The following is a 21453-nucleotide window of genomic DNA, read 5'->3' as shown; positions in this document are numbered from 1 at the left end:
CAATTTGTAAGACGCCGCCGATCTAGAATGTGGGAGCCGGGCTTGCCCGCGATGCAGGCACCTCGGTGTGTCAGTCACACCGAGGTGATGCTATCGCAGCGGTGCGACGATTCGACAAGCCCGCTCCCACGCCAGCCCGCTCCCACATTGGTTGGTGGTGTTTTCAAGACAACTGACACTCTGAGAGTTTTTCCTTGGCCCACCCCGCCCAACGTCGCTGGTACCTGCCGGTCTTCACCGTCGCCGCATTGGTGCTGCTGCCGCTGAGCGTGCTGTTGCTGTCCTGGCAAAGCATCGATCAACAGATCTGGTCCCACCTGTGGGAAACCCAGATGCCGCGCCTGTTGGGCAACACCCTGACCCTGGTGTTGGGCGTCGGTGTCGGCGTGACACTGTTGGGCGTGAGCCTGGCCTGGTTGACCAGCCTGTGCGAGTTCCCCGGGCGGCGCTGGCTCGACTGGGCGTTGATGCTGCCTTTCGCGATTCCCGCCTACGTGCTGGCCTTTGTGTTTGTCGGCCTGTTGGATTTCGCAGGCCCGGTGCAAACCCTGCTGCGTGAATGGTTCGGCAGCGGCTTGCGTCTGCCACGTGTGCGCTCCACCAGCGGCGTCATCATCGTGTTGGTGCTGGTGTTCTATCCCTATGTCTACCTGCTGGCGCGCACTGCGTTCCTGGCTCAGGGCAAAGGCTTGATGGAGGCGGCACGGGTGCTTGGCCAATCGCCATGGCAGGCGTTCTGGCGTGTGGCGCTGCCCATGGCACGGCCGGCGATTGGTGCTGGCGTAGCCTTGGCGCTGATGGAAACCCTGGCGGATTTCGGCGCCGTCTCGGTATTCAATTTCGACACCTTCACCACGGCCATCTACAAGACGTGGTACGGCTTTTTCAGCCTGTCCAGCGCCGCCCAACTGGCCAGCCTGTTGCTGCTGGTGGTGATGTTGGTGCTCTACGGCGAACGGCGTGCTCGCGGAGCCAGCCGCCCGAGCAATGAGCGGCCACGGGGCAAGGCGTTGTACCACTTGCGCGGGTTCAAGGCCGCAGCGGCCAGTACCTGGTGTGGCTTGGTGTTCGCGTGCGCCTTTGTCATCCCCATGCTGCAACTGGTCGTCTGGTTCTGGCAGCGCGGCCGGTTTGACCTGGATGAGCGCTATAGCGGCCTGATCGTCCACACCCTCTACCTGGGCGGCATCGCCGCGCTGATCACGGTCAGCGTTGCGCTGATATTGGCGTTTGCCAACCGTCTGGCGCCGACTCGGGCGATTCGCTCTGGTATCAGCCTGGCTAATGTCGGCTATGCCTTGCCGGGCTCGGTGTTGGCGGTGTCGATCATGCTGGCGTTCAGCTACCTGGACCGTGAGCTGGTGGTGCCGTTGTCGGGTTGGCTCGGCGGTGCGGGCAAGCCCTTGTTGCTCGGCAGTCTGTCGGCGCTGGTGCTGGCGTATCTGGTGCGTTTCCTGGCGGTGGCCTATGGGCCGTTGGAAAACAGCCTGGCGCGAATCCGGCCCTCTTTACCGGAAGCGGCGCGCAGCCTCGGCGTGAGTGGGCCACGACTGTTTTGCAAAGTGTATCTGCCACTGCTGTTGCCCGGGACGTTGAGCGCGGCGCTGCTGGTGTTCGTCGATGTGCTCAAGGAAATGCCCGCGACCCTGCTGATGCGCCCGTTTGGCTGGGACACCCTGGCGGTGCGGATTTTTGAAATGACCAGCGAAGGCGAGTGGGCGCGTGCATCGTTGCCGGCGCTGACACTGGTATTGGTGGGGCTGTTGCCGGTAATCGGGCTGATCCGGCGCTCCGCCCGGCAAATCGCTTAGGTGCCAGTCCTACGGCTTACGGCTACAATGCGCGGCATTCGGTGCGCTCCGTCTTTCGGAGCGAGTCGCTGTATGTCACTGCAGGCCTTGTAATACGGGGTTCTCAGCGTAAACGGTAACTCTGCGCATCTTCGCCAAGCCCGGAAGGAGAAACCCATGGGACAGCGTACGCCTCTGTATGACCTGCATCTCGCCCTCGGCGCGAAAATGGTCGATTTTGGCGGTTGGGATATGCCTTTGCACTACGGCTCGCAAGTTGAAGAACACCATCAGGTGCGACGCGACTGCGGGGTGTTCGATGTATCTCATATGACCGTGATCGATGTTACAGGCCAACAGGCCAAGGAATGGCTCCAGCACCTGCTGGCCAATGATGTCGATCGTTTGCATGGCTGCGGCCGTGCACTTTACAGCGCCATGCTTAATGAGCAGGGCGGCGTAGTGGACGACATGATCGTCTACCGCACCGAGACCGGTTATCGGCTGGTGGTCAACGCCGCCACGCGTGATCAGGATATGGCCTGGATGCAGGCGCAGTTGGGCAACTACGCGGTGCAACTGCATGAGCGGCCCGAGTTGGCCATGCTCGCCATACAAGGCCCGCACGCCCGGCAGAAAATCGCCGAGCTGGTTACCCAGTCTCGTGGCACCCTGATCCACCAACTCAAGCCCTTTGAAGGCCAGGCAGACGGCGACTGGTTTATCGCCCGCACGGGTTATACCGGCGAAGACGGCCTGGAAATTGTCCTGCCGGCCGATCAGGCGCCAGGCTTTTTCAACGACTTGGTCGGTGCCGGTATTTCACCCATCGGCCTCGGCGCCCGCGATACCCTGCGCCTGGAAGCCGGCATGAACCTGTATGGCCAGGATATCCACCAGAATGTTTCGCCCTTGGCGGCCAACATGGCTTGGAGCATTGCCTGGGAACCTGTGGAGCGCCAATTCATCGGCCGCGCCGCCCTGGAGGCGGAAAAAGCCGCCGGTGTGCAGTTCAAATTGGTCGGTTTGGTACTGGAAGAACGTGGCGTTTTGCGCGCTCACCAAGTGGTTCGTATCGCCAATGTTGGCGAAGGGGAGATCACCAGTGGTAGTTTCTCTCCTACGCTGAGCAAATCCATTGCCCTGGCGCGCGTACCGACGGCAACCGCCGACCGGGCCGAAGTGGAAATCCGCGGCAAGTGGTACCCGGTTCGAGTGGTCAAACCGACCTTCGTGCGCCATGGCAAAACCTTGATCTAACGATTACCGGCAGCCCAGAGGCCGCTGACATTTCTTCTTGAGGACACAGACTATGAGCAATATCCCTGCCGACCTGCGTTTTGCCGAGAGTCACGAATGGGCCCGTCTAGAAGCTGACGGCACCGTGACCGTCGGTATCTCCGACCATGCTCAGGAAGCTTTGGGTGATGTGGTGTTTGTTGAGCTGGCTGAAGTTGGCGCCAACTTTGAAGCTGAAGGCCAGGCGGGTGTGGTCGAGTCGGTGAAAGCGGCGTCGGATATCTACTCGCCGATTGCTGGCGAAGTGATCGCGGTGAACGACGCCTTGGGTGGCGAGCCTGAGCTGCTTAACTCCGACCCGTACGGCGCCTGGATTTTCAAACTCAAGCCAAGCAACCCGGCTGATCTGGAAAAGCTGCTGGATGCTGCTGGCTACAAAGCCGCCATCGGCGAGTAAACACAAGCAGCTGTAACAGCACAAATCAATGTGGGAGCTGGCTTGTGTGGGAGTCGGGCTTGCCCGCGATGCAGGCACCTTGGTGTTTCAGTCACACCGTGGTGATGCCATCGCAGCGGTGCGCCGACTCGACAAGCCAGCTCCCACATGGTTTAACCGGCTTTCAATACCGCTTTAACCGCTGCTACAGACCGTTCCACGTCCGCCTCTGTCATCGCCGTGAACATCGGCAACGACACGATCAAACGCCCAACACGCTCCGCCACCGGGAACATGCCTTCCTTGAAACCTTGTGCCCGATACAGGCTCAGCAGGTGGATCGGCGGGTAGTGATAGCCAATGCCGACGCCGTGGGCCTGCATTTGCTCCATGAAGGTAGCGCGCGCCGGCAGCCCATCCTGACGTTCCGGCAATACCAGCTGGAACAGGTGCCAGTTGCTGTTTTCGAAATCCGCCGGCGGCAATTGCGCGCCGTATTGCTCTTCAAAGTCACTGCCGAAGCACTTGAAGTAATGTCGCGCCAGGTTCTGGCGATGCGCCGTGATCTTCTCGATATGCGCAAACTGCCCCAGGCCGATGGCTGCAGCAATGTCGGTCATGTTGAACTTGCCACCCAACACGTCCACATCCAGGCCGTCGAAACCTGTACGGGTAACGCCCTGCAGGCGATACTTTTCGGCCAGGCGGGCCTCTTCGGCGTTGTTCAACACCAGGCAACCGCCTTCGGATGACGTGATGTTCTTGTTCGCCTGAAAGCTGAACGATACGAAATCACCGGTAGCGCCGATACGCTCGCCATCCCAGCTCGACCCCAAGGCCTGGGCGGCGTCTTCGACGATGCGCAGGTTGTACTTGTTGGCCAGTGCATACAGCATCGGCATGTCCAGGGGCAGCCCCGCCAGGTACACGGGGATAATTGCCTTGGTACGCGGGGTGATCGCGGCTTCCACCTGGGCCAGGTCGATATTGCGGGTGACCGGGTCGATATCGGCAAACACCGGCGTGGCGCCCACTTCCAGAATCACGTTGGCCGTCGCGACCCAGGAAATCGGCGTGGTGATCACTTCATCCCCAGGCCCGATACCGGCGATGCGCAACGCGATCTCCATGGTGCAAGTGCCGGAGTTGAAGGTGCGTACCGGGCGGCCGCCAAAGTATTCCGACAGCTGTGCCTCGAATGCCTGCACTTTCGGCCCGCTGGTGATCCAGCCCGAGCGTAAGACATCGCCGACCGCCGAGATGGTGGCTTCATCAATGGTAGGTTTGGAAAACGGCAGAAAGGGCTGTTGGCTCATAACGACGAAGGCATCCGTTTCAGGTAGGCGATGAGTAAAGGGTGTATCCGTACCGGCATGGTTACACGGCTCGACTGAATATAGCCTGTCGCCCGTGAATGAATCGTCATCTAGCGCACAAAAAATGCCGCTTCATCAGCGGCATTTTTTTGCAGCAGGTTAGAAGGCAATGCGGGCCTCAACAAACACATTCTGCTCCTTGAGTTTGCCTTTGAGCTGTTCATCGCGGGCGTTTATCCGGTTGGCGAAGGTGTTGTAGCCGGTCTCGACCTTGCCCATGTCTACGTAGCGCCAACCGGTGCCCAGGGTGACCGTTTCGCTGACCTTGGCGTCCAGGCCCAGGCCTACGCTGTAGGCGAAATTGTATTGGCGGTTGCTGGCGAACTGGCGGGTGGCGTTGCTCTGGTAACCCTCGGCATCAATTTGTGCCATGCCGATACCGGCCATGCCGTAGAACGACAGCCAATCATTGATCGGGATGTTTTTATAGCCATTGAGCATCAAGCGCTGGCTGTCGACTTCCAGGCGGTTGACGTTGGCATTGAACGGAGCCCAATAAGAGTCGAACGTCGAGCTGCTGCGGTTGGTGTATTCCCCTTCCAGGCGCCAGCCATCCGCAAAGGCGTAACCTACGGCGAATGAGCCGGTGAATGCTTTGTTGCTGTCAGGTGCCTCCACCCGATCAGTGACGCGAGGGCTGGTCAGTTGCGCACTGGAGAGGTTTTGACGAGCACTGTTGAGTTTTGCCGACCCATACCAGTTTTCTGCCTGAGCAAAAGGGGTGGCTAACGCAGAGAGAAGTAGCGCGTAGGCGAGTTTTTGCATGGAGAGAGATTCGCTTTGTATAAAGGAATCTTTAGTTTGTTGCCTGGTACTTAAGGGCTCGGCAGGACTTTTCTGCTTTTGGCGGGAAAAACCGGAAGACCTGGGCTGGTGGCAATAATCGTGGGGAGACAGGCAAAAAAATACCGCTGAAAAAGCGGTATTTTTTTTGGTTCGGGGTTTACTCGGTTACGGCATTTTTTGCGAGGATGGCGTTGGCCAGCTCCATGTCCGTGGCTTTGAGGCCAGGGTTGTCGGCGCGGACTTTCTGCATGGCAGCTTCAAGGTATGGGCCGCGGATGCCGCCGTCGCTGGCAACGAAGCTGCCCGCGTCGTCTTGGGCGGCGACCACCAGCTTATGGTCCTTGAAGGTCAGGTACGTCGAGCCGGTAGTGGCGCCCGACGAAATGACGTTGCGCCAGAAACTGTCGGCCATGGCTGAGCCGACAGGAAGGGAAAGCACAGCGAGGGTTGCGACAGCATATTTGAGACGCATGATTGGTGACTCCGACTGGGTTATCTGAACAGTTTGATTGTAGTTAGCCCAAGCGAGTTCCATCACTGACTAAACAGTTTCCACCTGTAAAATTACACCGTCCTGACCCGTGACACGCACATGAGCGCCCACGGGACTGTCCGGTCCGGTTGCCATCCACACACTGTCGCCGACTTTTATTTTGCCCCGGCCATCCATGATCGCCTGATGCACCACAAAGGTGCGGCCGATCAACTCCGAGCCACGCATGTTCAGCCCCGGCTGGTCGCTGACCTTCGCGCTGCTGCGCTGGCGTTTCCACCAGTACACCGCAGTCAGGATCGATAACACGGCGAACAACAGCAGTTGCCATTCCAGCCCGAGCGGCGGGACCAGGAACTTGATCACGCCCACGGCGGCGGCGGCGATCCCCATCCACAACAGGTAGCCACCGGTACCGAACACCTCAAGAATCAATAGCACCGTACCCAGTGCCAGCCAATCCCAGAACGACAGATGCTGCAGGAAATCCCACATGGCGATGGCCTCAGCCTTTCTTATTGTCGAAGGTTGCCTTGACGATTTCGCCGATACCGCCGACGGCGCCAATCACCTGGCTGGCTTCCAGCGGCATCAAGATGACTTTGCTGTTGTTGGCCGAGGCCAGCTTGCCCAACGCATCGATGTATTTTTGCGCGACGAAGTAGTTGATGGCCTGCACGTTACCGGTGGCGATAGCTTCGGACACCACTTGGGTCGCACGGGCTTCAGCTTCGGCCTGACGTTCACGGGCTTCAGACTCCAGGAACGCGGCTTGACGGCCACCTTCTGCTTCGAGGATCTGCGCCTGCTTCTTGCCTTCGGCGGTCAAAATCGCCGAGGCCCGCAGGCCTTCGGCTTCGAGGATCTGCGCACGCTTGATCCGCTCGGCTTTCATCTGGCCGGACATGGCGGCCATCAGGTCGGCAGGCGGGCTGATGTCCTTGATCTCGATCCGAGTGATCTTGATGCCCCACGGCGCTGTGGCTTCATCAACGGTACGCAGCAGCTTTTCGTTGATGCCGTCACGCTGGCTCAACATTGCGTCCAGCTCCATGGAGCCGAGCACGGTACGGATGTTGGTTTGCAGCAGGTTACGGATGGCGTGCTCGAGGTTGTTGACCTCGTAGGCGGCCTGGGCGGTATTGACCACCTGGAAGAAGCACACAGCGTCGATCTGCACGGTGGCGTTGTCGGCGGTGATGACTTCCTGGGGCGGGATATCCAGCACGCTTTCCATCACGTTGATCTTGCGACCGATGCGGTCCATGACCGGGATGATGATGTTGAGGCCGGGTTTGAGAGTGTTGGTGTAGCGGCCGAATCGCTCGACTGTCCATTGGTAGCCCTGAGGCACTACTTTAAAGCCCATGAACAGGATGGCCACGGCCAAACCCACGAAAAGAAGCAGTACGGTTCCGATCTGCATTGCGATTCCCTATCTGATGATGTCAGTGAAACAACGTTCGGGCGATTGTAACGGTCTGGTCACAGATAAGGACGGTTTCACGGCCCAACAATAAAAGCATTTGTATCTGAATCCCCGGGCGTTACCCGCATTACTTCTGCCGGGGTTGTCAGCCCGGCGTTCACCTTGTCGATACCGGCCATGCGCAAGCTGTGCATGCCTTGCCCCAGCGATGCCCGGCGCAGAGCCTGCACGTCGGCGCCGGGAGTGATCAGCGCCTTGATTTTTTCGTCCACAACCATGATTTCGTAGAGCCCGGCCCGGCCGCGATAACCGCTGTCACGGCATTGCGCACAGCCTACCGCCTCATGAACATTATCCAGCGCATTCGCCGGACGTTTGCAGTGCGGGCACAAAAGCCGCACCAAGCGCTGCGCCATCACGCCTATCAGCGTAGCTTTGATCAAATAATGAGCAATACCCAGTTCTTGCAGGCGACTGATGGCGCTGGGCGCATCGTTGGTGTGCAGTGTGGACAGAACGAGGTGCCCGGTCAGCGCGGCCTGGATCGCCATTTCTGCGGTTTCCTGGTCACGAATCTCTCCGATCATGATGATGTCCGGGTCCTGTCGCAGCAGGGCGCGGATGCCACTGGCAAAGGTCAGGTCGATGTTGTGCTGCACTTGCATCTGGTTGAAGGCGGGCTCGACCATTTCTATCGGGTCCTCCACCGTGCACAGGTTGACCTCGCGGGTCGCCAGGCGCTTGAGCGTGGTGTAGAGCGTGCTGGTCTTGCCCGAGCCGGTCGGCCCGGTGACCAGGATGATGCCGTTGGCCTGGCCGGTCATGGCGTGCCAGCGCTGTTGGTCCTCGGGCGACAAGCCAAGCTGGTCGAAATCCTTGAGCAGCACCTGCGGGTCAAAAATCCGCATCACCAGTTTTTCGCCAAACGCCGTCGGCAGGGTTGAAAGGCGTAGTTCCACTTCAACGCCCGCCGGGCTTTTGGTCTTGACCCGGCCGTCCTGGGGTTTGCGTTTTTCCGCCACATTCATCCGGCCCAGGCTCTTCAGGCGGCTGACCACGGCCATGGTGACCTGGGGGGGGAATTGGTAGACGTCATGCAGCAGCCCGTCGATGCGAAAACGCACACGGCCCTGGTCGCGACACGGTTCGATATGGATATCACTGGCCCGCTGCCCGAAGGCGTACTGCAACAGCCAGTCGACGATATTGACGATATGCGCGTCATTGGCGTCTGGTTCTTTGTCGCTGGCACCCAGGTTGAGCAGTTCGAAATTGCCGGCCGCCGCGACCTTTTGATCAGCGCCGCTGACCGACTTGGCCAACCGGTAAAACTCGTCGATGCAGCGCTGAATGTCTTGGGGGTTGGCGACCACGCGCTTAACCGAGCGCTTGAGCACCTGCGCCAACCCGGCTTCCCATCCGCTGATATGCGGCTGTGCGCTGGCGACGGTGACACTCTGCGCATCCACGGCCACCGCCAGAATGGCGTGGCGCTGCGCGAAGGCGTGAGACATCAGCGGCACAACCGTTGCCACGTCGATCTTCAGTGGGTCGATACGCAGATAGGGCTGCCCGACATGCCCTGCCAGCCATTGAGTCAGCGCTTCCAGGCAAGGCCCTTGCGCCGCGATGCATTCCAAAGGGTGTTGCGTGGAGGGCGCCGTCGCCAACCTTTGCGCCACGTCCGCTGTCACCAGCCCTTGCTCAAGCAAGGCAGGCAGCAGTTGATGCAGTTCCAGTGGGTGATCGTGCAAGGCCGCGGGCATGAAGATTTCCTGGGTGGCGTGGGCTGTAATCCCAGGCTAGTCAGCCGCTGAAAATCCTCCTCCCAGTGTGTATTGCAGGCTTTTACTGAGCTGCTGCCGCCACCGCCTGAGGCCGCACGGAATCAGCTGGCCACAGCTCCAGCGTGCATACGCTGATCACGTTTCGAATCTTTTCACCGATCACTTGGGCGCGGTGCCAGCTCAAACCGCCCATCACAATTTCAATGTTCAGCAGGTCGCCCTCGCGGTTCACATTAACCTGTTGCGGCGTCAGAAATTGCAGCGCGAAGTAGTTGAGCACCCGGCACAGCACATCCGGCTCAGCCTCGGCGATGATCTGATAATGCGCCTGGCAATGGGCGCTGTTGACAGCCCACGCATCGACGCGGGTAGCGGGGTGGCTGGTTTCGACGGCGTGCATGCTGACTCTCCAAGTTCGACTGGAGAAATTTTTACATTCGCCTGCGGAGATTTCTTATCTAAGATGAGCCGTATTAACAGTAAATCGACTTAAATAATTCAAGTTAAGCATCATCATGGGTATTTTTATGCACAGCGAGTTGGACGCCTACGACCGCCGCATCCTGGCCTTGTTGCAAGAGGATGCCTCGCTTTCCAGCGCACAGATCGCCGAGCAGGTCGGCCTGTCGCAATCGCCGTGCTGGCGGCGTATTCAGCGGCTCAAGGAAGAAGGCGTGATCCGTGGCCAAGTCACCTTGCTGGACCGCAAGAAGATTGGCCTTAACACGCAGATTTTTGCCGAGGTCAAACTCAACGCCCACGGCCGATCCAACTTCACGGAGTTCACTGAAGCAATTCGCGGGTTTCCGGAGGTGTTGGAGTGTTATGTGCTGATGGGGGCGGTGGATTTTCTGCTGCGCATCGTCACCTCTGACATTGAGGCGTATGAGCGGTTTTTCTTCGAGAAGCTGTCGATGGTGCCGGGGATTCAGGAGGTGAACTCGATTGTGGCCTTGTCGGAGATCAAGTCCACCACCAGCCTGCCGGTTTAGCGCTAAACCTGTGGGAGCGAGCAAGTCGAATCGTCGCACCGCCGCTCCCACATCTGACCGATTTGCCTGGTATTACAGGCGCAGCAGGGTTTTCCAAGCACGATTCTGATACACCGCAATCGCCTGATGCATACGCGCATCCAGAGACTCATCGGTAATCGGCTGGTTAGCCAATTGCGCCAGCTTGTTCAGCTCGCCGTACAAACGGTCCAGTTCAGGAATGTCCACCACCTGACGTGCATGGTGCAGCCAAGCCTGGATACGTTCGATGCGCGGCAGTTGCTCGGCCAGGTCTTCCGGTTGCTGCTGGTAACGCTGCAGTTGCAGGGCAACGGCGTCGTCAGCCAACAGGCGTGGCAGCCAGTTGGTGATCTGCGCGGCGCCCTGGCGGTTGCCACGTACGTTGCGGTCGGCGGTCCAAGTGCGGGCCAGCAGCCAGCGCGAGGTGTTCAACGAGAACAAGCCCCAGCGCACGTCTTGCAGTTCTTCAACAAACTGTTCAGGTGCGGCTTTGCGGATGTCTTCGTCGTCGTCACCGGCCTGCACCAGTGGGCGCCAGTCTTCCAGCAACGCATCCAGTGCGCTGCGCAGTTCGCTGGTGGATTGACGCGGTGCGGCCTGGCCGAGGCTGCCGATCAGCGCGCGCAGTTCGCCGAGGTTTTCGACCCAGTCCTGCAGCAGGCGCCAGTGGCCATTGAAGCGATACTGCTCAGCCAGGCGCTGGCTGCTGCCGAGCAGGTGCCACATGATCGCGGCGAACGCATCATCCAACGGCATTTCGGCCTGAATCTGTGGGGCCGGCAGGCTCAGCGAGTAGCTGCTGGCGTCATACAGACGGTAGCCGCGTTCGGCCTTGCTGATGTCGCACGGCATCAGGGCCAGGGTCGCGGCGAGTTCGGCGGCCAGCTCAAGCAGGGCGGCCGGTTCACCTTCGCGCAGTTCCAGTTCCAGCTCGCAGATTTCTTCTTTCTGCTTGCCGACCACAACATGGCCCAGGTCCAAAGCGGCTTCGATCACTACCTTGGCCTTGCCACGGCCCCAGGCGATTTCGGCGCGTTCACGCACAAAGTCGGTGGTGAAGATCGGCTTGAGGGTCTTTTTGTCCAGCTCGGCCAGTTGCTCGGGCCAGCATTCGCCGTCGAGTTTCTTCACGTCGAGCTTGGCTTTGGGCAGGTCCCAGTTGTACTCATTACGTTCCGACAAGCCTGCGACGCTTTGGCCGCGGGTCTTGAGGGTCTGGATGATTTCGTCACCGTCCTTGCGCAAACGCAGGGCGACTTTAGCCTGGGCCAGGTCGCGCTCAGGGGTGTCGAAATACTGGTTCATCAACTCACGGCGTTCCCAGCCACTTTTGTTGCGTTTTTTCAGTAACGGGTGCTCACGCAGCGCGGCGAGTGTTTCGCGGCTGACGCGGAGCTTGATTTCGGTTTCTTTCTGCATGGCCGGAAAATCCAGGATCGGGAGCGCAGCCGGGAAAAAGAGTGGCTGCCAAGGTCGTGCAGTGTACAGGACTGAGCCCGGCAACGCGCCGCAACGGTTTATTGTCGCGTGCAGATGGTTCTATAGTGGGGCTCATCCGGGAAGTTGAGAGGCCGCGCATGCCGTTACCGTCTATGAAAGAGCAATTCGCCGCGCTGATTGCCGCGCCGTCGGTCAGTTGCACCCAAGCGTCTCTCGACCAGACCAACCGCCCGGTGATCGATCTGCTCGCCGGTTGGCTGGGCGACCTGGGTTTCGCCATCGACATCCAGCAAGTCAGCCCCGGCAAGTTCAACCTGCTGGCCAGTTTCGGCAGCGGGCCTGGCGGCCTGGTGCTGGCCGGCCATAGCGATACCGTTCCCTACGATGCTGCGCTGTGGAAGACCGACCCGCTCAAGCTGACGGAAGTTGACGGCCGCTGGGTAGGACTGGGCAGCTGCGACATGAAGGGCTTTTTCGCACTGGCGATTGAAGCGGTGCTGCCGCTGCTGGACCAGCCGTTCAAGCAACCGCTGCTGATCCTCGCCACCTGTGACGAAGAAAGCTCCATGTCTGGTGCCCGTGCGCTGGCCGAGGCCGGGCGCCCGTTGGGCCGCGCAGCGGTGATCGGTGAGCCGACGGGCCTCAAGCCTATCCGCCTGCACAAAGGCGTGATGATGGAACGCATCGACATCCTTGGCCAAAGCGGCCATTCGTCGGACCCAAGCCTGGGCCACAGCGCCCTTGAAGCCATGCACGACGCCATCGGTGAGCTGCGCGGCCTGCGCCTGGCCTGGCAGCGTGAGTACCGCAACCCGCAATTCAGTGTGCCGCAACCGACCATGAACTTCGGCTGCATCCATGGCGGCGACAACCCTAACCGCATCTGTGGCCAATGCTCCCTGGAATTTGACCTGCGGCCCTTGCCGGGCATGGACCCGCAGGTATTGCGCGCGGCGATCCGGCAGAAGCTCGCGCCTTTGGCCGAGCGCCATAAAGTCAAGATCGACTACGCGCCGTTGTTCCCCGAAGTGCCGCCGTTTGAGCAGGCCGAAGACGCTGAGCTGGTGCGGGTGGCGGAACGATTGACCGGCCATCGTGCCGAAGCAGTAGCGTTCGGCACAGAAGCGCCTTATCTTCAGCGCCTTGGTTGTGAAACCCTGGTGCTTGGCCCTGGCGATATCGCCTGCGCCCACCAGCCGGGTGAGTACCTCGAAATGTCACGCTTGACGCCTACAGTGCGTCTATTGCGGGAACTGATCGACTATTACTGCCTGAAACCCGCATAAATTAACCCCTGCCCATTCGTACATAAGGAGAGCGAGCGTGTCGCCAAGCCTGTTCCGACGATAACCATCAGCCCGCTGTGCGCTTTTACGATTCATCCTTTTTTGGCTGCTTTTTATTACAGGCCCAGGTTTTATGCCCGAATACGTCAATTGGCTTCGTCACGCTTCGCCCTACATCAACGCCCACCGCGACTGCACCTTTGTGGTCATGCTGCCCGGCGATGGTGTGGAACACCCCAACTTCGGCAATATCGTCCACGACCTGGTGCTGCTCCATAGCCTGGGTGTGCGGTTGGTATTGGTTCACGGTTCGCGCCCACAAATCGAAGCGCGCCTTGAAGCACGCGGCCTCACCCCGGCTTACCACGAAGGTTTGCGCATCACCGATGCCGCGACGCTGGAGTGTGTGATCGACGCGGTCGGCCATCTGCGGATCGCTATCGAAGCGCGCCTGTCGATGGACATGGCCTCCTCGCCAATGCAGGGCTCGCGCTTGCGCGTGGCGAGCGGCAACTTGGTCACCGCGCGGCCAATCGGCGTGCTTGAGGGCGTGGATTACCACCACACCGGCGAAGTGCGCCGTGTCGACCGCAAGGGCATCAATCGCCTGCTGGACGAGCGCTCCATCGTGTTGCTGTCACCGCTGGGTTATTCGCCCACCGGCGAAATCTTCAACCTGGCCTGCGAAGACGTCGCCACCCGCGCCGCCATCGACTTGGGTGCCGACAAGCTGCTGCTGTTTGGCGCCGACTTGGGCCTGATCGACGAACAGGGTCGGCTGGTTCGTGAGCTGCGCCCGCAACAAGTGCCGGCGCACTTGCAGCGCTTGGGCAGCAACTACCAAGCTGAACTCTTGGATGCGGCTGCCGAAGCGTGCCGTGGTGGAGTAGGGCGCAGCCATATCGTCAGCTACGCCGAAGACGGCGCGTTGCTCACTGAGCTATTTACCCGGGACGGTGGCGGTACGCTGGTGGCCCAGGAGCAATTCGAACTGGTGCGCGAAGCGGCGATTGAAGACGTCGGCGGCTTGCTCGACTTGATCAGCCCGCTGGAAGAGCAGGGCATTCTGGTTCGGCGCTCGCGAGAAGTGCTGGAGCGTGAGATCGAACAGTTCAGCGTGGTCGAACGCGAAGGCATGATCATCGCCTGTGCGGCGCTGTATCAGATCGCGGATTCGGATGCGGGTGAACTGGCGTGCCTGGCGGTCAACCCCGAGTACCGCCACGGCGGGCGCGGCGATGAGCTGCTGGAGCGCATCGAGACGCGTGCTCGGGCAAAGGGATTGAAGACGCTGTTTGTACTCACCACCCGCACCGCGCACTGGTTCCGTGAGCGGGGGTTTGTGCCGAGTAGTGTGGACCGCCTGCCATCGGCGCGGGCCTCGCTGTACAACTATCAGCGTAATTCGAAGATTTTCGAGAAGGCTCTCTAAGCCCGTTTTTCCTGCTTAATAAAGAGCTGGTTCTTGTGGGAGCTGGCTTGCCTGCGATGCTGGCGACTCGGTCTTTCGGATAAAACCGAGGTGATGCTATCGCAGCGATGCGGCGTTCCGACAAGCCAGCTCCCACATTTGATTGCCTTACTTGCTGATAAATGTGTCAGTCACAAAGGCCGAGTAGTCCGGCAACACCGCTTCAACCTTCCCCTGCTCCTTCAAAAACTTCGCCGTCTCCCCAATCGCCTTCGCCGTGCCGCCTTTAAGCAGGGCATCGGTTTGTTGCGCCTGGGCATCGGGGAACGTGGTGCCGGTCAGCAGCTCAGGAATGTCGGCCGCATTTGAGCCTGTCAATTTAGCGATTTTCTGCACGGGTTCGGAATCTACCGTCCAGCTGTCTTTGTGGGCGGCATAGTCGGCGAACGAGTCGAGGGTGACTTTGGCAAACTTGGCCACTACGTCAGGATGTTTTTCCGCGAAATCCTTACGCGCCACCCACACTTCGAACGTCGGTGCGCCCCACTGGCCCACCTGGGCTGCGTCTGTCAGGGTTTTCCCGGTCTTGCGAATCTCGCCCAGAGCCGGTGACCACACGAACGCGCCGTCGATATCGCCACGTTTCCACGCGGCGGCAATTTCCGCCGGTTGCAGGTTCACTACTTTGACTTGCTGAGTGTTCAGCCCCCAATGCTTGAGCGCACCGAGCAGGCTGTAATGAGAGGTTGAGACGAACGGCGTGGCGATGGTCTTGCCGACCAGATCTTGCGGTTTGTCGATACCGCTGCCGTTACGCACCACCAAGGCTTCAGAAGCATTGATCTGGGCCGATACGACAAAGGCCACGATCGGTAGATTGCGTGAAGCCGCCGCTGCAAGGGGGCTGGAACCGAGATTACCGATTTGCACATCGCCGGAGGCAATGGCAGTGACGACTTCGGGCCCGCTGTTGAATCGGCGCCAGGCGATCTTCTCGCCAATGGCCTTTTCATAGAGGCCGTCGGCCTGGGGAACTTTGCTGGGGTCGATGCCGGTTTGGTAGCCAATGGTTAAATCGGCCGCTTGGACACCAAAAGAAATTATTAGTGACACAAAAACTGTAACAAATTGACGGGAGGATGTGCGTTTGGCCATGATGGCGTCGCCTTTTTGATCGTGAGTGACGTATGCAACCGTACGGCAACACTAATCGATCTAAAAAAAGGCTGGTAAATACCCTTTAGGAATTAGCTTATGGAGCAGGTGGTCTATGCTGATCAGCTTGCTGCGTGAAAAGTCTTATTCCTGAATCGTATGAAAAAGGATGAAACAATTCTTTTTGGGTGTATGAAAAACTCATTACCCTGCAGGGACCAAATCAACTGCGGTTAGACGAAGGTAGTAGACACACAAGGTTACGATTGACTTGTCAGTCACTATGCGGTGCTAATCGCGCATCTGTGGATCGAGGGCGTCAGACCCTAGACCAAAGAAATACAAAAATTAGAAATGAGAGGAGCGGTACATGAAGAAGTCCACCTTGGCTTTGGCTGTAGCTTTGGGCGCAATCGCCCAGCAAGCAGGCGCTGCCGGTTTTATCGAAGACAGTAAGGCCACACTGGGTCTGCGTAACTTCTACATCAACACGGATAACCGTGATGGTGCTGCAAACCCGTCCAAGAACGAAGAATGGGGCCAAGGCTTCGATCTGCGCTTCATTTCTGGCTATACCCAAGGCACCGTTCAGTTCGGCGTTGACGCAATCGGCTTGTACGGCGTGCGTCTCGATTCTGGCCGTGGCACCAGCGGTAACATCGCCGGTACTTCGTCCGGCGGTACTGTGTTCCCAAGCGACGGCAACCGCGCGGTCAACGATTTCGCCAGCCTCGGTGTGACCGGTAAGGTGAAGATCTCCCAAACCGAACTGAAGCTGGGCACCTTGCAGCCTAAGCTGCCAGTTATCGTGACCAACGATGGTCGTTTGCTGCCGCAAACCTTCCAAGGTGGCCAGATCACTACCAACGAAATCAAGGATTTGACCCTGGTTGCCGGTCAGATTGAGCATGCCAAGGGCCGTAACTCCAGCAACAACGAAGGTTTGTCGCTGGGTGGTGCCAACGGTGGCTCCAACTATACCGCAGGCAAGTTCGTCAACAAGTTCTACTATGCCGGTGGTGACTACAAGCTCACCAAAGACCTGACCGCACAGTACTACTACGGCAACCTGGAAGACTTCTACAAGCAGCACTTCCTGGGTCTGACCCATAACTGGTCGATCGGCCCGGGCGTATTGAAGTCTGACCTGCGTTATTTCAACAGCTCTGACGACGGCCTCAACGGTAACACCGCTTCCTACTACACCACCGGTAACTACAACGGTTTCCGTGCCGGTAAGGGTAAAGTCGACAACAACCTGTACAGCGGCCTTTTCCTGTACTCCGTGGCCGGCCATACCTTCGGTGGCGGTTACCAAGTTAGCAATGGCAGCAGCGACTTCCCTTGGCTGAACCAAGGTGACGGCTCGTCGGCTTACCTCACTACCGACATGCAGATCCAGAAGTTCGCCCGTGCTGGCGAGCGTACCTGGCAAGCTCGTTACGCTTATGACTTCGCCAAGGTTGGCGTACCTGGCCTGACAGCTGGCGTTGTGTACCTCAAAGGTAGCAACATCGACACCATCGCGAACACTGCCGCACGTGCTGAAACCACCGGCCAGTCCGAGTGGGAACGCGACATCACCGTTGCCTACGTGATTCCAGAAGGCCCGCTGAAAAACCTCGGCGTTGCCTGGAAAAACGCAATGTGGCGTACCGACCTGGCGAACACCCGTTCCCAGGACGAAAACCGTCTGATCGTCAGCTACTCGCTGCCACTGTTCTAGTAGCGTGAAGCTGTTGTAAGACTGTAAACCTTGCCCGGCGCAACGCCGGGCAAGGTGTTTTGCTTTTCAAGTCGGGCTCAACCCCCGCAAGCCCTTCCTGAAACCCCTCTTGGTACAGCGTCTCAAGGCCTTCTCGAACCTTGTGATGGATGTTGATCCTCGGCCTTTCCTGCGTCCAATGAATTGATTTTTAATATTCGTTTATCGTCTAAATAAATCGATATTTATTCTTTTTAAATAATCTCCAACCCATGCACAGTGGGCTCCATAAGCACTCACTAGGAGCCACACCATGAGCCTAAGATTGGGCGACATCGCCCCCGACTTCGAGCAGGATTCCAGCGCCGGCAAGATCCGCTTCCACGAATGGCTGGGCGATAGCTGGGGCGTACTGTTTTCCCATCCGGCGGACTTCACTCCGGTGTGCACCACAGAGCTTGGCTTTACCGCCAAGCTCAAGGACGAATTCGCCAAGCGCGGCGTCAAGGCGATTGCTTTGTCGGTAGACCCGGTGGACTCGCACCACAAGTGGATCGAAGACATCAACGAAACCCAGAACACCGTCGTCAACTTTCCGATCCTGGCGGATGCCGATCGCAAGGTCTCGGACCTCTACGACCTGATCCACCCGAATGCCAATGACACCCTCACCGTGCGTTCCTTGTTCGTGATCGACCCGAACAAGAAGATTCGCCTGACGATCACCTACCCGGCCAGCACCGGCCGCAACTTCCACGAAATCCTGCGGGTTATCGACTCGCTGCAGTTGACCGACACCCACAAGGTCGCCACTCCCGCTAACTGGCAGGACGGTGATGAAGTGGTGATCGTGCCGTCGCTCAAGGACGAGGAAGAGATCAAAAAGCGCTTTCCGAAGGGCTATCGCGCGGTGAAGCCGTACCTGCGGCTTACCCCACAACCTAACCGCTAAGGCTGAGACCGCCGTCGCGGGCAAGCCCGGCTCCCACAGTTGACCGCATTCCCCTGTGGGCGCCGGGCTTGCCCGCGATGGCGGCCTCCAGGCTGATGCAGGATTCAAGGTGTAAACCGTCTCACATAGCAGGGGTTTTCAGGCCGTTTCGACGGCCTTTTTTTTCGTCCTAAGCTTTATAAACTTCATATGCATTTATGGAATAAACAAATGAATAAATAAGATTTATAGATATATAAATCTGCTGCTAAGGTCTGTCACATCTTGGCGCCATCGCCACACAGCGAACCGCCGACACTTGCTCAAGGAATTTCCTACATGCTGGTCGTAACACTTGGAGGCAGTCCCAGCCAGCGTTCCCGCTCTGGGGTCTTGCTGGAAAAAACCCGTCAGTGGCTGCAAGACAAAGGCGTGGAAGTGGTGAGTTATCAGATACGCGACTTCCCGGCCGAAGACTTGCTGCACGCGCGCTTTGACAGCCCAAAAGTCATCGACCTGCTGCAACAAGTCGCCAACGCCGATGGCCTGGTCATTGCCACGCCGGTGTACAAGGCCTCGTTTTCCGGCGCGCTGAAAACCGTGCTGGACCTGCTGCCCGAACGCGCCCTGGCGCATAAGATCGTGTTGCCCATGGCGACCGGCGGCAGTATCGCGCACATGCTGGCAGTGGATTACGCCTTGAAACCCGTGTTGTCGGCCCTGAAAGCCCAGGAGTTGCTCCACGGCATTTTTGCCGAAGACAGCCAGATCGCTTACGCCGAAGGCAGTGCCCAGGCGCAATTGGTGCCGGTGCTTGAACAGCGTTTACACGAGGCCTTGGAAACGCTCTACGGCGCCATGGCCCGTCGCCCGAAACCGCTTGACCCCAATGTGTTGAATGAACGTTTGTTGAGTGCTCGCTGGAGCATCTGAGCCTTACCCGATTGTGTAGTACTCACCTTACTCAGCCGCCAACGGCCAAGCAGGTGCAGCCAACCCCCTAATCGCAATTTTTGGAGAGAGCGCCATGCGCACTGTCATCTTGCGTCGTGGTCTGGTCGCACTGTTTGCTGCGGCTGTGTCCTTCGGCGCCATTATTCAAGCCCAGGCCGCCGAAACCCTGCGCATCGGTTATCAGAAGTACGGCACGTTGGTGCTGCTCAAGGCCAAGGGCACGCTGGAAAAACGCCTGGCCGCCCAGGGCGTACAGGTGCAATGGACTGAATTTCCCGGTGGCCCGCAATTGCTGGAAGGCCTGAACGTCGGCTCCATCGACTTCGGCGTCACCGGCGAAACCCCGCCGGTGTTCGCCCAGGCGGCCGGTGCCGACCTGCTCTACGTCGCCTACGAACCGCCAGCGCCGACCAGTGAGGCGATCCTGGTGCCCAAAGATTCGCTGATCAAATCCGTGGCTGAGCTCAAGGGCAAGAAAGTCGTGCTCAACAAAGGCTCCAACGTGCACTACCTGCTGGTACGTGCGCTGGAAGATGCCGGCCTGAAATACACCGACGTACATACCGTGTTCCTGCCGCCCGCCGATGCCCGTGCTGCATTCGAGCGTGGCAGCGTGGACGCCTGGGTGATCTGGGACCCGTACCAGGCCGCCGCCGAGAAACAACTGCAAGCGCGCACCCTGCGTGATGGCACCGGCATCGCCGACAACCACCAGTTCTACCTGGCCACTAAGCCGTATGCCACGCAGCACCCGGAAGTGATCAAGGCGCTGGTGGAAGAAGTGCGCGCGGTGGGCGAGTGGTCCAAGGCCAACCCGCAAGAAGTCACCGAACAAGTCGCCCCGCTGCTTGGCTTGCCGGCTGACATCACCCTGACGTCGGTGAAGCGCCAAGGCTATGGCGCGCTGTTCCTGACCCCGGAAGTGGTCGCCGCCCAGCAGAAAATCGCCGACAGCTTCTACCAGCTCAAATTGATCCCCAAACCCTTGAGCATCAAGGACGTGATCTGGACTCCACCCGCCGCCGTCGCCACAGCGCCGTAAGCCGATTTATTCAGGAGACAACTCCATGAGCCTCAATATTTTTTGGTTCCTGCCTACCCACGGCGACGGCCATTACCTTGGCACCGCCGAAGGCGCCCGCGCCGTTGACCACGGTTATCTGCAGCAAGTGGCCCAGGCCGCTGATCGGCTGGGTTTTGGTGGTGTGCTGATCCCTACCGGCCGCTCCTGCGAAGACTCCTGGCTGGTGGCCGCCTCGCTGATCCCGGTGACCCAGCGTTTGAAATTCCTTGTCGCACTGCGCCCCGGGATCATTTCCCCGACGGTGGCTGCGCGCCAGGCCGCGACCTTGGACCGTTTGTCTGGCGGGCGCGCACTGTTCAATCTGGTGACCGGTGGTGACCCGGAAGAGCTGGCCGGTGACGGTTTATTCCTCAGCCACGAAGAACGCTACCAGGCCTGCGTCGAATTCACGCGCATCTGGCGACGCGTGCTGGAAGGCGAAACCGTGGATTACGACGGCGAGCACATCAGCGTCAAAGGCGCCAAGTTGCTCTACCCGCCGATCCAGCAACCGCGTCCGCCGCTGTATTTTGGTGGTTCCTCTGAAGCGGCCCAGGACCTGGCAGCCGAACAGGTTGAAATGGTGCTGACCTGGGGCGAGCCACCGGCTGCGGTCGCGGAAAAAATTGAACAGGTGCGCGCCAAAGCCGCAAAACTTGGGCGCACTGTGCGCTTCGGCATTCGCCTGCATGTGATCGTGCGCGAAACCAACGATGAAGCGTGGAAAGCCGCCGACAAACTGATCTCCCACCTGGACGACGAGACCATCGCCCGTGCCCAGGCATCCCTGGCGCGCTTCGATTCCGTCGGCCAGCAACGCATGGCCGCCTTGCATGGCGGCAACCGCGACAACCTCGAAGTCAGCCCCAACCTGTGGGCCGGCGTCGGTCTGGTACGTGGCGGCGCCGGCACCGCGCTGGTGGGCGATGGCCCAACTGTTGCTGCACGCGTCAATGAATACGCTGCATTGGGCATCGACACCTTCATTTTCTCCGGTTATCCACACTTGGAAGAGTCGTATCGGGTTGCTGAGCTGTTGTTCCCGCACTTGGATATCGAACGTCCCGAGCTGCCGAAAAGCGCCGGTTACGTCAGCCCGTTCGGCGAAATGGTCGCCAACGACATTCTTCCCAAAGCTGCGTCGCAGAGCTGAGGCGTC

Annotated in this window: 20 protein-coding genes; 11 read left to right on the top strand and 9 right to left on the bottom strand. The window is 59.2% G+C overall.

Annotated features, from left to right (window positions below):
- Nucleotides 1-194: 194 nt before the first annotated feature.
- The 3 genes from ACI77I_RS01475 to gcvH all read left to right on the top strand — a co-directional run bounded on the left by ACI77I_RS01475 (nt 195) and on the right by gcvH (nt 3486).
- Complete coding sequence (locus ACI77I_RS01475) at nt 195-1811, top strand: iron ABC transporter permease (RefSeq protein WP_094948807.1); 1617 nt, start codon at nt 195-197, stop codon at nt 1809-1811.
- Nucleotides 1812-1967: 156 nt separating this feature from the next.
- Nucleotides 1968-3050 (top strand): glycine cleavage system aminomethyltransferase GcvT, encoded by a 1083-nt coding sequence (gene gcvT / locus ACI77I_RS01470; protein ID WP_094948808.1) that lies wholly within the window; start codon nt 1968-1970, stop codon nt 3048-3050.
- Nucleotides 3051-3102: 52 nt separating this feature from the next.
- Complete coding sequence (gcvH, locus tag ACI77I_RS01465) at nt 3103-3486, top strand: glycine cleavage system protein GcvH (RefSeq protein ID WP_242153396.1); 384 nt, start codon at nt 3103-3105, stop codon at nt 3484-3486.
- Between the two features lie 152 nt (nt 3487-3638).
- On the opposite strand, the gene ACI77I_RS01460 is transcribed toward gcvH, so the two are convergent.
- From ACI77I_RS01460 to ACI77I_RS01430, 7 genes are all read right to left on the bottom strand, one after another.
- Complete coding sequence (locus ACI77I_RS01460; protein ID WP_406996839.1) at nt 3639-4781, bottom strand: DegT/DnrJ/EryC1/StrS family aminotransferase; 1143 nt, start codon at nt 4779-4781, stop codon at nt 3639-3641.
- Between the two features lie 159 nt (nt 4782-4940).
- Entirely contained in the window at nt 4941-5606 is a 666-nt protein-coding gene (locus ACI77I_RS01455; protein ID WP_406996838.1) for an outer membrane protein, read from the bottom strand.
- Nucleotides 5607-5784: 178 nt separating this feature from the next.
- On the bottom strand, nt 5785-6099 hold the full coding sequence (locus tag ACI77I_RS01450; RefSeq protein WP_043046966.1) for a DUF2388 domain-containing protein: 315 nt from the start codon (nt 6097-6099) through the stop codon (nt 5785-5787).
- Between the two features lie 69 nt (nt 6100-6168).
- On the bottom strand, nt 6169-6615 hold the full coding sequence (locus ACI77I_RS01445; protein WP_094948812.1) for an NfeD family protein: 447 nt from the start codon (nt 6613-6615) through the stop codon (nt 6169-6171).
- Nucleotides 6616-6625: 10 nt separating this feature from the next.
- Nucleotides 6626-7546 carry an SPFH domain-containing protein gene (locus ACI77I_RS01440; RefSeq protein WP_024077991.1) on the bottom strand — a complete coding sequence of 307 codons (921 nt, stop codon included), beginning with the start codon at nt 7544-7546 and terminating at the stop codon, nt 6626-6628.
- A 77-nt stretch (nt 7547-7623) separates the two neighbouring features.
- A complete protein-coding gene (locus tag ACI77I_RS01435) occupies nt 7624-9315 on the bottom strand; it encodes a GspE/PulE family protein (protein WP_406996837.1) in 1692 nt (563 codons plus the stop codon).
- A gap of 82 nt (nt 9316-9397) precedes the next feature.
- A complete protein-coding gene (locus ACI77I_RS01430) occupies nt 9398-9736 on the bottom strand; it encodes a hypothetical protein (RefSeq protein WP_406996836.1) in 339 nt (112 codons plus the stop codon).
- A gap of 127 nt (nt 9737-9863) precedes the next feature.
- Here ACI77I_RS01430 and ACI77I_RS01425 point away from each other — a divergent pair, with 127 nt between their 5' ends.
- Complete coding sequence (locus ACI77I_RS01425; protein ID WP_094948837.1) at nt 9864-10328, top strand: Lrp/AsnC family transcriptional regulator; 465 nt, start codon at nt 9864-9866, stop codon at nt 10326-10328.
- 72 nt (nt 10329-10400) lie between these two features.
- Here ACI77I_RS01425 and ACI77I_RS01420 read toward each other — a convergent pair whose 3' ends face one another.
- A complete protein-coding gene (locus tag ACI77I_RS01420) occupies nt 10401-11768 on the bottom strand; it encodes an inorganic triphosphatase (RefSeq protein ID WP_094948815.1) in 1368 nt (455 codons plus the stop codon).
- Nucleotides 11769-11926: 158 nt separating this feature from the next.
- On the opposite strand from ACI77I_RS01420, the gene argE reads away from it, so the two are divergent.
- On the top strand, nt 11927-13075 hold the full coding sequence (gene argE, locus ACI77I_RS01415; protein ID WP_094948816.1) for an acetylornithine deacetylase: 1149 nt from the start codon (nt 11927-11929) through the stop codon (nt 13073-13075).
- A gap of 133 nt (nt 13076-13208) precedes the next feature.
- Nucleotides 13209-14507 (top strand): amino-acid N-acetyltransferase, encoded by a 1299-nt coding sequence (argA, locus tag ACI77I_RS01410; protein WP_094948817.1) that lies wholly within the window; start codon nt 13209-13211, stop codon nt 14505-14507.
- Between the two features lie 147 nt (nt 14508-14654).
- Here argA and tauA read toward each other — a convergent pair whose 3' ends face one another.
- A complete protein-coding gene (tauA, locus tag ACI77I_RS01405; RefSeq protein WP_406996835.1) occupies nt 14655-15641 on the bottom strand; it encodes a taurine ABC transporter substrate-binding protein in 987 nt (328 codons plus the stop codon).
- Nucleotides 15642-16011: 370 nt separating this feature from the next.
- Here tauA and ACI77I_RS01400 point away from each other — a divergent pair, with 370 nt between their 5' ends.
- The 5 genes from ACI77I_RS01400 to ssuD all read left to right on the top strand — a co-directional run bounded on the left by ACI77I_RS01400 (nt 16012) and on the right by ssuD (nt 21447).
- Nucleotides 16012-17367, top strand: coding sequence for an OprD family porin (locus tag ACI77I_RS01400; protein ID WP_406996834.1), 1356 nt, complete (start codon nt 16012-16014; stop codon nt 17365-17367).
- A gap of 292 nt (nt 17368-17659) precedes the next feature.
- A complete protein-coding gene (locus ACI77I_RS01395) occupies nt 17660-18298 on the top strand; it encodes a peroxiredoxin (RefSeq protein WP_406996833.1) in 639 nt (212 codons plus the stop codon).
- Between the two features lie 318 nt (nt 18299-18616).
- Nucleotides 18617-19210, top strand: a complete 594-nt coding sequence (ssuE, locus tag ACI77I_RS01390) for an NADPH-dependent FMN reductase (protein ID WP_094948821.1) — start codon at nt 18617-18619, stop codon at nt 19208-19210.
- Nucleotides 19211-19304: 94 nt separating this feature from the next.
- Nucleotides 19305-20273, top strand: coding sequence for a sulfonate ABC transporter substrate-binding protein (locus tag ACI77I_RS01385; RefSeq protein ID WP_094948822.1), 969 nt, complete (start codon nt 19305-19307; stop codon nt 20271-20273).
- 25 nt (nt 20274-20298) lie between these two features.
- Entirely contained in the window at nt 20299-21447 is a 1149-nt protein-coding gene (ssuD, locus tag ACI77I_RS01380; protein ID WP_242153378.1) for an FMNH2-dependent alkanesulfonate monooxygenase, read from the top strand.
- Nucleotides 21448-21453 lie beyond the last annotated feature (6 nt).

Source organism: Pseudomonas sp. D47, assembly GCF_045447305.1.
Lineage (GTDB): Bacteria > Pseudomonadota > Gammaproteobacteria > Pseudomonadales > Pseudomonadaceae > Aquipseudomonas.
Note: the sequence above shows the minus strand (reverse complement) of the source record. Positions and strands in the feature narration are given on the sequence as shown.

Coding starts and splice junctions, on each gene's coding strand:
- gcvT (WP_094948808.1), top strand. CDS start 1,968: ATGGGACAGCGTACGCCTCTGTATGACCTGCATCTCGCCCTCGGCGCG.
- gcvH (WP_242153396.1), top strand. CDS start 3,103: ATGAGCAATATCCCTGCCGACCTGCGTTTTGCCGAGAGTCACGAATGG.
- ACI77I_RS01460 (WP_406996839.1), bottom strand. CDS start 4,781: ATGAGCCAACAGCCCTTTCTGCCGTTTTCCAAACCTACCATTGATGAA.
- ACI77I_RS01455 (WP_406996838.1), bottom strand. CDS start 5,606: ATGCAAAAACTCGCCTACGCGCTACTTCTCTCTGCGTTAGCCACCCCT.
- ACI77I_RS01450 (WP_043046966.1), bottom strand. CDS start 6,099: ATGCGTCTCAAATATGCTGTCGCAACCCTCGCTGTGCTTTCCCTTCCT.
- ACI77I_RS01445 (WP_094948812.1), bottom strand. CDS start 6,615: ATGTGGGATTTCCTGCAGCATCTGTCGTTCTGGGATTGGCTGGCACTG.
- ACI77I_RS01440 (WP_024077991.1), bottom strand. CDS start 7,546: ATGCAGATCGGAACCGTACTGCTTCTTTTCGTGGGTTTGGCCGTGGCC.
- ACI77I_RS01435 (WP_406996837.1), bottom strand. CDS start 9,315: ATGCCCGCGGCCTTGCACGATCACCCACTGGAACTGCATCAACTGCTG.
- ACI77I_RS01430 (WP_406996836.1), bottom strand. CDS start 9,736: ATGCACGCCGTCGAAACCAGCCACCCCGCTACCCGCGTCGATGCGTGG.
- ACI77I_RS01425 (WP_094948837.1), top strand. CDS start 9,864: ATGCACAGCGAGTTGGACGCCTACGACCGCCGCATCCTGGCCTTGTTG.
- ACI77I_RS01420 (WP_094948815.1), bottom strand. CDS start 11,768: ATGCAGAAAGAAACCGAAATCAAGCTCCGCGTCAGCCGCGAAACACTC.
- argE (WP_094948816.1), top strand. CDS start 11,927: ATGCCGTTACCGTCTATGAAAGAGCAATTCGCCGCGCTGATTGCCGCG.
- argA (WP_094948817.1), top strand. CDS start 13,209: ATGCCCGAATACGTCAATTGGCTTCGTCACGCTTCGCCCTACATCAAC.
- tauA (WP_406996835.1), bottom strand. CDS start 15,641: ATGGCCAAACGCACATCCTCCCGTCAATTTGTTACAGTTTTTGTGTCA.
- ACI77I_RS01400 (WP_406996834.1), top strand. CDS start 16,012: ATGAAGAAGTCCACCTTGGCTTTGGCTGTAGCTTTGGGCGCAATCGCC.
- ACI77I_RS01395 (WP_406996833.1), top strand. CDS start 17,660: ATGAGCCTAAGATTGGGCGACATCGCCCCCGACTTCGAGCAGGATTCC.
- ssuE (WP_094948821.1), top strand. CDS start 18,617: ATGCTGGTCGTAACACTTGGAGGCAGTCCCAGCCAGCGTTCCCGCTCT.
- ACI77I_RS01385 (WP_094948822.1), top strand. CDS start 19,305: ATGCGCACTGTCATCTTGCGTCGTGGTCTGGTCGCACTGTTTGCTGCG.
- ssuD (WP_242153378.1), top strand. CDS start 20,299: ATGAGCCTCAATATTTTTTGGTTCCTGCCTACCCACGGCGACGGCCAT.